Annotated in this window: 13 protein-coding genes; 8 read left to right on the forward strand and 5 right to left on the reverse strand. The window is 70.4% G+C overall.

The genetic code is table 11. The annotated features are described in order from the left end of the window. Positions 1-26: 26 nt before the first annotated feature. A complete protein-coding gene (locus tag ACLQ25_RS27600; protein ID WP_425733685.1) occupies positions 27-578 on the reverse strand; it encodes a Uma2 family endonuclease in 552 nt (183 codons plus the stop codon). Between the two features lie 101 nt (positions 579-679). Between ACLQ25_RS27600 and ACLQ25_RS27605 the strand changes: the two genes are divergently transcribed. The 4 genes from ACLQ25_RS27605 to ACLQ25_RS27620 all read left to right on the forward strand — a co-directional run bounded on the left by ACLQ25_RS27605 (position 680) and on the right by ACLQ25_RS27620 (position 3,980). After that, a complete protein-coding gene (locus tag ACLQ25_RS27605; RefSeq protein ID WP_425733686.1) occupies positions 680-1,423 on the forward strand; it encodes a M50 family metallopeptidase in 744 nt (247 codons plus the stop codon). A 157-nt stretch (positions 1,424-1,580) separates the two neighbouring features. Further along, complete coding sequence (locus tag ACLQ25_RS27610; protein WP_425733687.1) at positions 1,581-2,564, forward strand: ketopantoate reductase family protein; 984 nt, start codon at positions 1,581-1,583, stop codon at positions 2,562-2,564. 62 nt (positions 2,565-2,626) lie between these two features. Further along, positions 2,627-3,127: a SigE family RNA polymerase sigma factor gene (locus ACLQ25_RS27615; RefSeq protein ID WP_357130238.1), complete on the forward strand. Its 501-nt coding sequence runs from the start codon at positions 2,627-2,629 to the stop codon at positions 3,125-3,127. After that, positions 3,120-3,980 (forward strand): hypothetical protein, encoded by an 861-nt coding sequence (locus ACLQ25_RS27620; RefSeq protein WP_425733688.1) that lies wholly within the window; start codon positions 3,120-3,122, stop codon positions 3,978-3,980. The genes ACLQ25_RS27615 and ACLQ25_RS27620 overlap by 8 nt, the downstream gene beginning before the upstream one ends. 144 nt (positions 3,981-4,124) lie before the next feature. Here the strand turns inward: ACLQ25_RS27620 and ACLQ25_RS27625 are convergent, their stop codons facing one another. After that, positions 4,125-5,708: an acyl-CoA carboxylase subunit beta gene (locus tag ACLQ25_RS27625; RefSeq protein WP_425733689.1), complete on the reverse strand. Its 1,584-nt coding sequence runs from the start codon at positions 5,706-5,708 to the stop codon at positions 4,125-4,127. 85 nt (positions 5,709-5,793) lie between these two features. On the opposite strand from ACLQ25_RS27625, the gene ACLQ25_RS27630 reads away from it, so the two are divergent. Both ACLQ25_RS27630 and ACLQ25_RS27635 read left to right on the forward strand, forming a co-directional pair. Then, positions 5,794-6,669, forward strand: a complete 876-nt coding sequence (locus tag ACLQ25_RS27630) for a biotin--[acetyl-CoA-carboxylase] ligase (protein WP_425733690.1) — start codon at positions 5,794-5,796, stop codon at positions 6,667-6,669. A 176-nt stretch (positions 6,670-6,845) separates the two neighbouring features. After that, a complete protein-coding gene (locus ACLQ25_RS27635) occupies positions 6,846-7,418 on the forward strand; it encodes a PH domain-containing protein (RefSeq protein ID WP_396800933.1) in 573 nt (190 codons plus the stop codon). 47 nt (positions 7,419-7,465) lie between these two features. On the opposite strand, the gene ACLQ25_RS27640 is transcribed toward ACLQ25_RS27635, so the two are convergent. The 3 genes from ACLQ25_RS27640 to ACLQ25_RS27650 all read right to left on the reverse strand — a co-directional run bounded on the left by ACLQ25_RS27640 (position 7,466) and on the right by ACLQ25_RS27650 (position 9,396). Further along, complete coding sequence (locus tag ACLQ25_RS27640) at positions 7,466-8,101, reverse strand: MaoC/PaaZ C-terminal domain-containing protein (protein WP_425733691.1); 636 nt, start codon at positions 8,099-8,101, stop codon at positions 7,466-7,468. Continuing rightward, positions 8,098-8,796 (reverse strand): GtrA family protein, encoded by a 699-nt coding sequence (locus tag ACLQ25_RS27645; protein ID WP_425733696.1) that lies wholly within the window; start codon positions 8,794-8,796, stop codon positions 8,098-8,100. Before ACLQ25_RS27645 ends, ACLQ25_RS27640 begins: the two co-directional genes overlap by 4 nt. A gap of 63 nt (positions 8,797-8,859) precedes the next feature. Further along, entirely contained in the window at positions 8,860-9,396 is a 537-nt protein-coding gene (locus tag ACLQ25_RS27650; protein WP_425733697.1) for a GtrA family protein, read from the reverse strand. Between the two features lie 440 nt (positions 9,397-9,836). On the opposite strand from ACLQ25_RS27650, the gene ACLQ25_RS27655 reads away from it, so the two are divergent. Together ACLQ25_RS27655 and ACLQ25_RS27660 are read left to right on the forward strand one after the other, a co-directional pair. Beyond that, entirely contained in the window at positions 9,837-11,687 is a 1,851-nt protein-coding gene (locus ACLQ25_RS27655) for a phosphoenolpyruvate carboxykinase (GTP) (protein ID WP_425733692.1), read from the forward strand. Between the two features lie 31 nt (positions 11,688-11,718). Continuing rightward, positions 11,719-12,576 (forward strand): hypothetical protein, encoded by an 858-nt coding sequence (locus ACLQ25_RS27660; RefSeq protein WP_425733693.1) that lies wholly within the window; start codon positions 11,719-11,721, stop codon positions 12,574-12,576. Positions 12,577-12,652 lie beyond the last annotated feature (76 nt).

Below are 12,652 nucleotides of genomic sequence, written 5' to 3' on the forward strand. Positions count from 1 at the left end.
TCGCCCGGTGGCGGGATTCGAACGGATCAGCGCAGCGTGGCCGGGTCGAGCTGCCAGCGGAACGGTTCCGCGATGCTCAACGTCTCGCCGGCCTTGGCGACCTGGTCCTCGACGTAGTGCTCGCCGTCGAGCCGGTAGAGGCGCAACGAGTGACCGCCACCGTCCTGCTCGACCAGCAGGTACCAGGGGATTCGCGCGATCGCGTAGAGCTGCATCTTGACCAGGCGGTCAGCAGCAGCGTTGCCGGGCGAGACGATCTCGCATACCAACACCACTTCGGCGGCCTCCACCGCCGTGCCCTCGTCGTCGGTGTCTGCGACGACGACGTCCGGGATGACTATCCGGTCCGGCCCAAGCCGAACGTTGACCGCCTCGAAAACGAGGAGGGGTCGTGGCCTCACCGCACGACGCAGGCTGTAGACCAGTTCCCACGACACCAGCTGGTGCCGCTTGCTCGGCGCAGGCCTCACGATCAGGCTCCCGTCGAGCAGCTCGATTCGGTCCGGGGTCTCACCCAGGGCGAAATAGTCGGCCTCGGTCCAGAGCCCGACGTGGTGTCCCAGGGGTTCCGCGCTCATTGGCCCTCACCTCCCGCTTCACTCGCCACCCGATCAGTCTCACAGGATACGAGCCGGTGCCTCGACAGCGACACGGAACGCCGCCGGTAGGCTCGCGCCCCATGATGTCGATCGACGGACTGGGCGAGATGTGGGACACGCTGTTCGGCGCGCAGCCGGACCCGCCCCCGCTGCTGGTGCTGATCACCGCGGTCATCGCGCTGGTGGTGGTGTCCACCCGGCTGCCCTGGCGGATCGCCCGCAACGCCATCACCATCGCCCATGAGGGCGGGCACGCGCTCGTCGCTCTGCTCACCGGTCGCAAGCTGCGTGGCATCCGGCTGCACTCGGACACGTCCGGGCTGACGCTCTCCGCCGGTCGGCCCACCGGGCCGGGCATGATCCTGACCCTGCTCGCCGGGTACGTCGCCCCGCCGCTGATCGGGTTGGCCGGCGCCTGGCTGCTCGGCGGTAACCGGATCACCCTGCTGCTCTGGGTCGCGGTGGTGCTGCTGCTCGCCATGCTGGTCATGATCCGCAATGCGTTCGGCGTGGTGTCGCTGCTGGTCACCGGGGCGCTGGTGTTCGTCGTCTCGTGGTACGCGGCGCCGCAGGTGCAGGCCGCGTTCGCGTACACCGGGGTGTGGTTCCTGCTGCTCGGCGGGGTGCGGCCGGTGGTGGAGCTGCAACGCCTGCGCGCGCGTGGCCGGATGCCCGCCTCCGACGCCGACCAGCTCGCGGGGCTGACCCCGTTCCCGGCGTTCTTCTGGGTCACGGTCTTCGCCCTGGTCAACCTGGTCGCCCTGGTGGCCGGCGCCCTGCTGCTAACCGGCCCCATCCTCACCGACGCCGGCCTAACCCTCTAACCCCTCGCCCCCGCCCCGCCCCCGCGCCCCCGCGCCCCGCCTCCCCGTCGATCATGGAGTTGTGGTGGGCCACCAAAGCCGCAATCCATATGCATTCGGGCACCATGACTCCATGATCGACGGGGTGCGTCGGGCGGGCCCGGGCAGAATGGGGCCCATGCGATATGTGATCATCGGGGCGGGCGCGGTTGGCGGGACCATCGGCGTACGGCTGGCGCAGGCCGACCGGGACGTGACCCTGGTGGCCCGCGGCGCGCACCTGGACGCGATCCGGGCGCGCGGCCTGACGCTGCGGCAGCCCGACGGCGACGTGACCGCCCGGCTCGCCGCCGTCGACGGCCCGGGTGACCGGCCGCTGCCCGCCGACACGGTGCTGGTGCTCACCGTCAAGTCGCAGGACACCGAGGCGGCGCTGGCGACGTGGGTGGACGCCCCGGTCGCCGGCGGTGGTACGGCCGGCGAGCGACTGCCGCTGGTCACCGCGCAGAACGGGGTGGCGAACGAGCGGGCCGCCCTGCGGCTCTTCGCCGATGTGCATCCGGTCTGTGTCTGGCTGCCGGCCACCCACCTGGACCCGGGCGTGGTGGTGGCGAACGGACACCCGCACCCCGGCATGCTCCACATCGGCCGCTATCCGGGCGGCGCCGACGACACCGACCGGGCGATCGCCGCCGACCTGACCGCCGCCGGTTTCGTCGCGCCGGTCCGCGAGGACGTGCTGCGCTGGAAGTACGGCAAGCTGCTCAGCAACCTCGGCAACGGCCTTCAGGCGCTGCTCGGGGAGGACATCCCGGACGCCCTCGTCGAGCGGGTACGCGCCGAGGGCGTCGCCGCGCTCGCCGCCGCCCGCATCCCGCACACCTCCCCGGCGGAGGAGCGGGCCGAACGCGGTGACCTGGTGCAGCAGCGCCCGGTCGGCGGCGCCGACCGGGCCGGAGGCTCCACCTGGCAGAGCCTGGCCCGCGCCACCGGCTCGACCGAGGTCGACCACCTCAACGGGGAGATCGCGTTACTTGGCCGGCTGCACGGCGTACCGACGCCAGCGAACGTGTCCGTCCAGCGGGCGGTACGGCGGGCCGCGCGGCAACGGATCGCGGCCGGCGCGTTCCCGCTCGCCGAGCTGGAGAAGATGATCGCCTGAACCGGGCAACCGGAGGCCCCGCACGGCGCGTGTTCCCTGCGACCGACACGGGGAGGTAACGGGTGCCGGACGTCGACGGGTTCGACGAGTTCTACCGGGGGAGCCGACAACGGCTGCTCGGTTTCGTCTATGCCCTCACCGGCGACCGGGTCGAGGCCCAGGACGCGGTGCAGGAGGCGTACATCCGGGCGTGGCAGCGGTGGTCGACGATCAGCGGGTACGACGACCCGGAGGCCTGGGTGCGGGTGGTTGCCAGCCGCATCGCCGTCAGCCGGTGGCGCAGCCTGCGTAGTCGCGCCCGCGCGTACCTGCGGCACGGGGCGACCGAGACCGTCCCCGGGCCGGGCACCGACACCGTCGAGGTGGTCGCCGCCCTGCGCCGGCTGCCCGAGGAGCAGCGCGTCGCCATCGCCCTGTACTACCTGGTCGGTATGCCGGTCGCCGAGGTGGCGCGGGAGACCGCCGCTCCGGTCGGCACGGTCAAGGCCCGCCTCTCCCGGGGGCGTACCGCGCTCGCCGGCCTGCTCGCCGTCTCTGACCTGGAGGAGGCCACCGATGCGTGACGACCCGACGTTCGTCAAACAGATCCAGCGGGAGCTGCGGGACGTGCGCTGGCCTGCCCCGGAGGAGATCCGCGTCAGAGCCCGTCGCCGGAGCCAGCGCAGGATCGCGGTGGCCACCGTCGTACTGGCTCTCGCCGGGGTCTCCGCCGTGGCGGTCGCCGCCCCGAGGACGTCTCCGCCGCCGTCCCCGCCGGCCGCTGCCCCCTCCGCTTCGCCTACTCGGCACGAGATCACTACCGACGCCCTGTTGCAGCCGGCCGACCTGTCGCAGCAGGTCGAAGTGCAGCTCAGCCAATCAGGGCTGGGCGAGCCGGTCCGGCTGGATTACCTGCTTGAGGCCTGCCGGACAAGCCAGGGGCGCTCGGCCGGCACGGCGTATTCGATCCTGTCCCGCTCGCAGACGTTCGTGCCCAGACGCGCGGCGCCGATCCTCATCCAATCGGATGGCCTGGTCACGCAGGATCTGTTCCGGCTGACCCCGGACGCGGCCATCCAGCTTCTCGCCACGCTGGACGACGTGGTCGCCCCGTGTGCCGAGTGGACCAGCGTTGGAGAGTACGAGGTGGGCGGCGCGACGGGCACCGGGATGGCAACGCACCGCTGGGCGGTGGTCCAGCGGGGTTTCGCCGGCGACGGGGCCGCGCTGCTGCGGCACACCGGTACGCAGCCCGTCGACCAGAAGACGGGCGAGCCCATCGGTTCGGCGTCCCGGCCGGACACCACCGCCGTGGTTCGGGTTGGTGACCTGATCACTGTGCTCAGACTGGGGCAGGCCGGCACCGAGCTGGATCTGCGCCGCCTGGCGGAGATCGCCGCCCGCCGGATGTGCGCCGCCGCCAACCCGGCCTGCTGACCCTGCTCGATCCGTGCAACTTCGGCGATGTTGCTGCCTCCCGGCGCCGGGAAGCAGCAGTTTCCCCGAAGTTGCGCGGATCCACCGCGACCAGCCCGGAGCGAGCCGATGCGCGACCGCGCCAAGCGCGACCGGGCGCCGGGATCAGAGCGGGATGTTGCCGTGCTTCTTCGGGGGCAGGGTCTCGCGCTTCGTCCGCAGGACGCGCAGCGCCCGGACGATCTGGGTACGCGTCTCGTGCGGCGCGATCACCGAGTCGACGTACCCGCGCTCGGCCGCCACGTACGGGTTGGCCAGGGTGTCCTCGTACTCGGCGATCTTCTGGGCCCGGACCGCCGCCGGGTCCTCGGCGCCGGCCAGCTCGGAGCGGTAGAGGATGTTCACCGCTCCCTGCGCGCCCATCACGGCGATCTGCGCGGTCGGCCACGCGAAGTTCAGGTCCGCGCCGAGGTGCTTCGAGCCCATCACGTCGTACGCCCCGCCGTAGGCCTTGCGGGTGATCACGGTGACCTTGGGGACGGTCGCCTCGGCGTACGCGTAGATGAGCTTGGCGCCCCGGCGGATGATGCCGTCCCACTCCTGACCGGTGCCGGGCAGGAAGCCGGGCACGTCCACGAAGGTCAACACCGGGATGTTGAACGCGTCGCAGGTGCGCACGAACCGGGCCGCCTTCTCGGAGGCGGCGATGTCCAGGGTGCCGGCGAAGTGCATCGGCTGGTTGGCGACCACACCGACCGGCCGGCCCTCCACCCGGCCGTAGCCGATGACGATGTTCTGCGCGTAGAGCGGCTGGACCTCCAGGAACTCCCCGTCGTCCAGGACGTGCTCGATGACGGTGCGGATGTCGTACGGCTGGTTGGCCGAGTCCGGGATGAGCGTGTCCAGCTCACGGTCCTCGTCGGTGACGTCGAGATCCGCGTCAACGGAGAAGACGACCGGCTCGTCGAGGTTGTTCGACGGCAGGTACGACAGCAGCGCCTTGACGTAGTCGACCGCGTCGTCCTCGTCGCTGGCGAGGTAGTGCGCGTTGCCGCTGCGCGTGTTGTGCGTACGGGCCCCGCCCAGCTCCTCCATCCCGACGTCCTCGCCGGTCACCGTCTTGATCACGTCGGGGCCGGTGATGAACATGTGGGAGGTCTGGTCGACCATGACGGTGAAGTCGGTGACCGCCGGGGAGTAGACCGCGCCGCCGGCGCAGGGCCCCATCACCAGCGAGATCTGCGGGATGACCCCGGACGCCCGCACGTTCCGGAAGAAGATTTCCCCGTACCGGCCGAGCGACACCACGCCCTCCTGGATGCGGGCGCCGCCGGAGTCGTTGATGCCGATCACCGGGCAACCGATCTTCATGGCGAGGTCCATCACCTTGACGATCTTCTCGCCGAAGACCTCGCCGAGCGAGCCGCCGAAGACGGTGAAGTCCTGGGCGAAGACGCACACCTGCCGGCCGTCGACCGTGCCGTAGCCGGTCACCACGCCGTCGCCGTACGGGCGGTTGCGCTCCAGCCCGAAGGCCGTGGACCGGTGCCGGGCCAGCTCGTCCAGCTCGACGAAGGAACCCTCGTCGAGCAGCATGTCGATCCGCTCGCGGGCGGTCTTCTTGCCCCGGGCGTGCTGCTTCTCGACCGCGCGCGCCGACCCGGCGTGCACCGCCTCGTCGACCCGGCGCTCCAGGTCCGCCAGCTTGCCGGCAGTGCTGTGGATGTTGGTCCCGGTCTCGGTAGTCACCCAGGGAATATAACGATGGTTCAGGTGGGAGCGTCTGTGCAGTACGCCTCAACGCCGGCACCGCTCGCCGCCGTAGGCTGACGGGATGCCGGGCTCCCCGTACACCGATCTGGACCGACCGCCGCTGTCGGCGGCCCGGCTGCGGCGCGCGCTGGTCGCGCCGAACGGACCCTGGGCCCGCCTGGAGCTGCACGCCGAGACGGGCTCCACGAACGCGGACGTGTCCGAGGCCGCCGCCGCGGGCGAGCCGGAAGGGCTGGTCGTGGTCGCGGAGCGGCAGACCGCCGGGCGGGGTCGCCGCGGTCGGGTCTGGCAGTCGCCGCCGCGCGCGGGGATCACCACCAGCGTCCTGCTGCGGCCCGGCGAGGCCGTGCCGGACCGTGGGTGGGCGCCCGTTCCACCGACGGGGTACGGCTGGCTGCCGCTTCTCGCGGGCGTCGCGCTGGTCGAGGCGGTGGCCCGGCTGGCCGAGCTGGACGCCGCCCTGAAGTGGCCCAACGATCTGCTGATCGGCGACGCGAAGTGTGCCGGTGTGCTGGCCGAGGCGGTGCCGGGGCGCTCGCCGGCCCAACCGCCCGCCATCGTCCTCGGCATCGGCCTCAACGTGACCCTGCGGGCCGACGAGCTGCCGGTGAACCCGACCGGGTTGCCGGCCACCTCGCTGCAACTGGCCGGCGCGGCGGCCACCGACCGGGATCCGCTGCTCCGGGCGCTGCTGCGCTCGGTGGCGGAATGGTACGACCGCTGGCGCACCGCCGGTGGGGACGCCGAGGCGAGCGGCCTGCGCGACGCCTACGTGGCGTCCTGCGCGACGATCGGTCGCGAGGTACGGGTCCTGCTGCCCAACGGCGAGACCCGCACCGGCACCGCAACGGGCATCGACAGTGACGGCCAACTCCAGCTGACCACCTCCACCGAAACCCGATCCATAGCGGCCGGAGACGTCCTCCACCTGCGCTGAGCCCCTCTTCGCGGCGATCTTGCACTTGCTGTCGTGGCGTACCGGGCTCAAGGCCGTGTAACGGCGACCGAAAGTGCAAGATCGCGGAAGCTCGGGTGGGGCCGCGTGGCGGATGTCGCCGAGTGGCTTTCGGGGTTTACGGTCGGCGCGACAAAGAAAAGGCGTTGGAGGTTGTCGTGGCGTTCCCCGAAGACGTGCTCACGAAGGACGAGCACGTCGTGCTCCACCTACACCCGCACTGGAAGGCTCTGGTCCGGCCGATCCTGGTGCTGGTCCTCGCCATCGCCGCCGTGGTGGTCGGCGTGCTCCTGCTGCCCGAGAGTTCCGGCGGTTCGATCGCGTTGGCCGTGATCGGCGCGATCGGCCTGGTCGCGGTCCTCTGGCTCGGTCTGTGGCCGTTCCTGGTCTGGCGTACCACCCATTACCTGTTCACCAACGAGCGCGTGCTGTTGCAGCAGGGTGTGTTCTCCCGGGACCGGCGGGACCTTCCGCTCACCCGGATCAACGACCACTCGATGAACCAGCACTTCTTCGAGCGGCTGCTCGGCTGCGGCACCCTCACCATCGAGTCCGCTGGCGAACGCGGCCAGTCGGTGCTCAAGGACGTACCGGGGGTCGGCCGGGTGCAGACCACCCTCTACGAGCTGGTCGAGGCGCAGCACGACAAGCACTCGCTGGGCGACGGGGAGATGCGCGACATCCTCGCCGACATGCGCGAGGGCAAGCCGTTGCGCGACACCACGAGCTGAGCCGATCGGCATTGGCCACTCCGGCCCGAGGACCGGGGTCGGAGTGGTCAGGTGTGCTGAGCGGCCCCGGCCGTCGCCGGCCCCGCCGAAGTCTGTTCCGACCCGGCCGGCTCTGCCCCAGCCTGTTCTGGGGGAGCCGGAGCCGGTTCGGTCGAGGACGGCCCGGCCTCCTCGGGGTCTGTCTTGACCGGCCGTAGCGCGAACCAGCCACGGAAGCGTGTCCGCAGCACCTCCTGCTCGGGCCGGTTGTCCGGGCCGAGGCGGAGCATGGTGCCGGTGAGGATGACGGTGCCAAGCCCCGCGCGAGCGTCCGAGGGGCGCGCGCCCATCACGTCGACCCGGACGGCGAGACGGTCCCCGGCACGGACCGGGGCGAGCCACCGCAACTCCTCCAGGCCGGGGGAGGCGTCCGCCGCCGCGCGGGACAGCAGGTGATCGACGTACGCCCGCATGAACAGGCTGACCGTGTAGAAGCCGCTCGCGATGACCCCGCCGTACTGACTGGCCTCGGCCAGCTCCTGGTCGACGTGGTACCACTGCGGGTCGAAGCGCCGGGCGAAGGCCCGCATCTCGTCGCCGTCGACGGTCACCGTCCCGAGGTCGACGGTGAGCCCCGGGACGAGGTCCTCGAAGAACAGCTCGGCGGCCGCTCCGGTGCCGGAGCGGGGGGTGGGAGCCGTCACCGGCGGGGTGCGCGACGCGTGCCGGCGTGCAGCTCCGCAGCGAGTTCCGCGTCCAGGTCGGCGGTCATCGGCCGCCCCTGCACGGGGGCGGCGCCGGTCGGGCCGGGTGCCGGGCCGGGCCGGTCAGCGGACTGCGCCTCTTCCAGCTCGGAGACCGATTCGGCCAGCTCGGCGACCGGGTCCATCTCGGCCATGGTGTCCCACTCGTCGCGCGGGATGTCGTGCCAGGTCGGCTCGGTCTTCGTGGCTTCCTCGTCGGGCGTGACGGGCTGGAAGACGAAGGTCCGGTAGGACCAGAAGCGGAACAGGGTGGCCAGCAGGACACCGGCGGTCTTCGCCACGTTCAGCGCCAGCAGGCCGTGTACGCCGAGGCCGTACTTGGCCCCGGCCACCGCGCCCAGTTCGATGAGCAGGCCGGCACCGTTGAACAGGAAGAACAGGACGTACTCCCGGCGAAGCGCCGATTTCGGGCGATCCCGGTACGTCCAGTGGCGATTCATCAGATACGACGTGATCGTGGCGACGATCGTCGCGATCACGGTCGCCTTCAACTGACCGTTGACGAAAACGGTAAGTGCAAGGACATTGAACACCGCGTAATTGATGACGGTGTTGATGCCGCCGACGATGCCGAATTTGAGCGCCTCGTGGATGAACTTCTGCCAGCGCTCAGGCAGCAGACGGACAAGACGCATGCGAAACACCTTAGGGCAGTCGGTAGAGCCGGCGGTCACCGGCCGGACGAGGTGGGCGACAGGTCACGCCCCGTGATCCCGGTCGTCCTCCACCTGCGGAACGACCGGAGTTCCCGCTTCGACGAAGACGAACCGCCGGTAGGACCAGAATCGGAACAGCGTCCCGAGGCCGGTGCCCACGACGAAGCTGGCGATGTTGTCGGCTAGCTGGGTCTGGAAGACGGCGGGCCAGATGCTGCCGAGCCCGTACCGGCTGATCGCGAGGCAGCCCACCGCGATCCCCAGGCCGACAGCGTTGAAGAAGAAGAACAGCGCGTACTCCCGCGCCGGGTTGCTGCGCTGGCGGTGCCGCCAGGTCCAGAAGCGGTTGCCCAGGAAGGCGAAGGTCGCGGCGATCACCGTCGAGATGGTCTTGGCCGTCACCTGCTCCATGCCGCGCGCCGTCGTCAGGTAGTTGAAGAGCGCGAAGTCGACGAGGAAGGCGATCCCGCCCACCGTGGCGAACTTGCTCAACTCGCGCACGAGGTGACCGAAACGGTCGACCAGTGCGCGGACCAGACCCGGTCGGGTCTGCCGGGGGCCCGGTTGCTCCCCGGTCATCGTGGCGGCCACGGGGCGAGCCTACCGGCTGTGGAGGTGTCGGCGGGGGAGCAACGGCGAGGGGGACATCGTCGCCCATCGCGGCCCTGTCAGCCGGTGTGCCGCCGATGAACGCAGCGTAACCAGAAGGGAGGACTGACGCGGCTCGGAACGGGAATCCGCGAACCGGTCGGCAGGGTGGGTTGACGGCCCGACCGCAACACGCGTCGACCGGGGTGCACAACAAGTTTGCGTGAAACTGCGCAGGAAAGCGGGTATCAGATCGTGATGCCGCAGCGTGGCCGAACCTTGTGCAGTTCTTCACAACCAGTCCCACTGACTCGGAAGGCTGCCCGGTTTACGCTGAGCCCAATCCCAGGTTTCCACGAAGGCGGCGCTTCGCGTCGCTGAGACTCGTGCATCCCATAGATCGGTCAGCGTCGACCACAAGGAGATGTGTCATGGTTGCTCCGGCTGTAGTGCGGGGTATCGATCAGGCCCCGACGTCCCATCCGAAACTGCTTGCCTGGGTTCGTGAGGTCGCGGAACTGACCACCCCCGACCGGGTCGTGTGGGTGGACGGGTCCGACGAGGAGTGGCGCCGCCTCACCGATGAGCTGGTCGAGGCCGGCACCCTCATCCGGTTGAACCCGGAGAAGAAGCCGAACTCGTTCCACGCGCGCACCGACCCGACGGACGTCGCCCGGGTCGAGGAGCGCACCTTCATCTGCTCCGTCGACGAGGCGGACGCCGGCCCCACCAACAACTGGATGGCGCCGGCCGAGATGAAGCGGACGATGACCGATCTGTACCGCGGCTCGATGCGTGGTCGCACCATGTACGTCATTCCGTTCGTCATGGGTCCGGTCGAGGCCGAGAGCCCCATGTTCGGCGTCGAGATCACCGACAGCCCGTACGTGGTGGCCTCCATGCGCATCATGACCCGGATGGGCGCGGCGATCCTCGAGGCGATGGGCGACGACGCGGACTTCGTGCACGCGCTGCACTCGATCGGCGCCCCGCTCGCTCCGGGCCAGCAGGACGTACCGTGGCCCTGCAACGAGACCAAGTACATCTCGCACTTTCCGGAGACCCGCGAGATCTGGTCGTACGGCTCCGGGTACGGCGGCAACTCGCTGCTCGGCAAGAAGTGCTACTCGCTGCGTATCGCCAGCGTGATGGGCCGGGACGAGGGTTGGCTCGCCGAGCACATGCTCATCCTCAAGATCACCTCGCCGGAGGGCAAGGTCCACCACATCGCCGGGGCCTTCCCGTCCGCCTGCGGTAAGACCAACCTGGCCATGGTGGAGCCGACCATCCCGGGCTGGAAGGTCGAGACCATCGGCGACGACATCGCCTGGATGCGGTTCGGCCCGGATGGCCGGCTCTACGCGGTCAACCCGGAGTACGGCCTCTTCGGCGTCGCGCCCGGCACCGACTGGAAGACCAACGCCAATGCCATGCGGACGCTGGACCGCGGCAACTCGGTCTTCACCAACGTGGGCCTCACCGACGACGGCGACGTCTGGTGGGAGGGCATGGGGGAGCCCCCGGCGCACCTGATCGACTGGAAGGGCAACGACTGGACACCGGAGAGCGACAGCCTCTCCTCGCACGCGAACAGCCGGTTCTGCACGCCGATCACGCAGTGCCCCATCCTCGCCGACGAGTACTTCGACCCGAACGGCGTACCGATCGACGCGATCCTCTTCGGTGGCCGCCGCAAGGACACCATTCCGCTGGTGACCGAGGCCCGCGACTGGGTGCACGGCGTCTACATGGGCGCGACGCTCTCGTCCGAGACGACGGCCGCCGCGTCCGGCGCGGTGGGTGTGGTCCGCCGCGACCCGATGGCGATGCTGCCCTTCATCGGCTACCACGCGGGCGACTACTTCCGGCACTGGATCGAGATGGGCAAGGGCACCGACGGCGACGAGGCCAAGCTGCCGAAGATCTACTACGTCAACTGGTTCCGGAAGGACCCGGACGGCTCGTTCCTGTGGCCGGGCTTCGGCGAGAACTCCCGGGTGCTCAAGTGGATCGTCGAGCGGATCGAGGGCACGGCCGACGCGGTCGAGACCCCGGTGGGCATGGTCCCGGCGCAGGACGCGCTCGACGTCGAGGGACTGGACATGACCCCGGAGGACGTCCGGATCGCGCTGAAGGTCGACCCGGACGAGTGGCGCAACGAGCTGCCGATGATCACCGAGTGGTTCGAGAAGTTCGGGGACAAGCTGCCCGGCGTGCTGTGGGCCGAGTTGGACGCGCTGCGCGCCCGACTGGACGCGGCACAACCCCAGCGCCAGGTGTGAACATCGCCCGTCGCGGGCAACAACGGATCCCATGAGGACGGCCGCCGAGACCGAGGTCCGGCGGCCGTCCGCCGTCCGCGCGCTCACCCTCCTGCTCGCGACGGCAGCGGCGGCCACCGTCGTGGTCGAGCTGCTCAATTGGTGGTACGCCCCGGAGCAGGGCTTCGGTCTGGCCGTACGCACCGGCTGGGCCATGCTGCGCTCGTTCGGCTTTCTGCTGCTGATCGGGCACGTGCGCAGGGGCCGGACGGTGGCCCGCCCGTTCGGGTTGATCCTCGCGGTCACCACGATCTTCGCCGTCGGCCGGCTGATCGTGCCCCGGCAGGGAGTGCCGCCGCTGCCGGGACTGCTCGGCTTCGCCGCGCTCACCGCTCTGTGTGTGGCGGTGGTCTGGCTGCTCTACCGCTCGTCGGCCCTCGCCGGGCACCTGGTTCGGCACCGGCCCCGACTGGTCATCGACAAGACCGGCATCTCGTGGCGGGAGACGCCTCCGCGCCGGCCGCAGGTGAGCGCGTGGTTGTTGACCAGCCGCGTGGCGGCGTTCACCTACAGCCCGCTGATGCTGGTGCCGGCGCTGGTGGCCGGGGGCGCCATCCTGGACGATCGTCTCTCCGCCGTGCCGGCCGTGCTGTTCTGGTTCGGCGCCGGCATCGCGGCCAGCTACGCCGTGCTGTTCTGCACCGCGTTCCTGATGCGAGGCAAGGACTGGGCGCGGGGCCTGCTGGTCGTCGTCACGCTGGGCGTACTCGCGGTGGACCTTCCGCTGTGCTGGTGGCTGCTGGGCCTGGACGGCCTGATCCGCGACGGCGCCCCGCTGGTAGCCGCCGCAACCCTGGCCCTCTACGGCCTACGCCGAGCCTCCCGCGCCCCCGAAGCCACCCCCACCTAACCCCGTTACCTTTTTGATCGTCCCCAGCCGGGGACCCTCGGTCGCCCGGCCCGGTATGACTTCCTGCCCCTGTCGT

It is taken from the genome of Micromonospora sp. DT44, assembly GCF_049841635.1.
Taxonomy (GTDB): Bacteria; Actinomycetota; Actinomycetes; order Mycobacteriales; family Micromonosporaceae; genus Micromonospora.

Coding starts and splice junctions, on each gene's coding strand:
- ACLQ25_RS27600 (WP_425733685.1), bottom strand. CDS start 578: ATGAGCGCGGAACCCCTGGGACACCACGTCGGGCTCTGGACCGAGGCC.
- ACLQ25_RS27605 (WP_425733686.1), top strand. CDS start 680: ATGATGTCGATCGACGGACTGGGCGAGATGTGGGACACGCTGTTCGGC.
- ACLQ25_RS27610 (WP_425733687.1), top strand. CDS start 1,581: ATGCGATATGTGATCATCGGGGCGGGCGCGGTTGGCGGGACCATCGGC.
- ACLQ25_RS27620 (WP_425733688.1), top strand. CDS start 3,120: ATGCGTGACGACCCGACGTTCGTCAAACAGATCCAGCGGGAGCTGCGG.
- ACLQ25_RS27630 (WP_425733690.1), top strand. CDS start 5,794: ATGCCGGGCTCCCCGTACACCGATCTGGACCGACCGCCGCTGTCGGCG.
- ACLQ25_RS27645 (WP_425733696.1), bottom strand. CDS start 8,796: ATGCGTCTTGTCCGTCTGCTGCCTGAGCGCTGGCAGAAGTTCATCCAC.
- ACLQ25_RS27650 (WP_425733697.1), bottom strand. CDS start 9,396: ATGACCGGGGAGCAACCGGGCCCCCGGCAGACCCGACCGGGTCTGGTC.
- ACLQ25_RS27655 (WP_425733692.1), top strand. CDS start 9,837: ATGGTTGCTCCGGCTGTAGTGCGGGGTATCGATCAGGCCCCGACGTCC.
- ACLQ25_RS27660 (WP_425733693.1), top strand. CDS start 11,719: ATGAGGACGGCCGCCGAGACCGAGGTCCGGCGGCCGTCCGCCGTCCGC.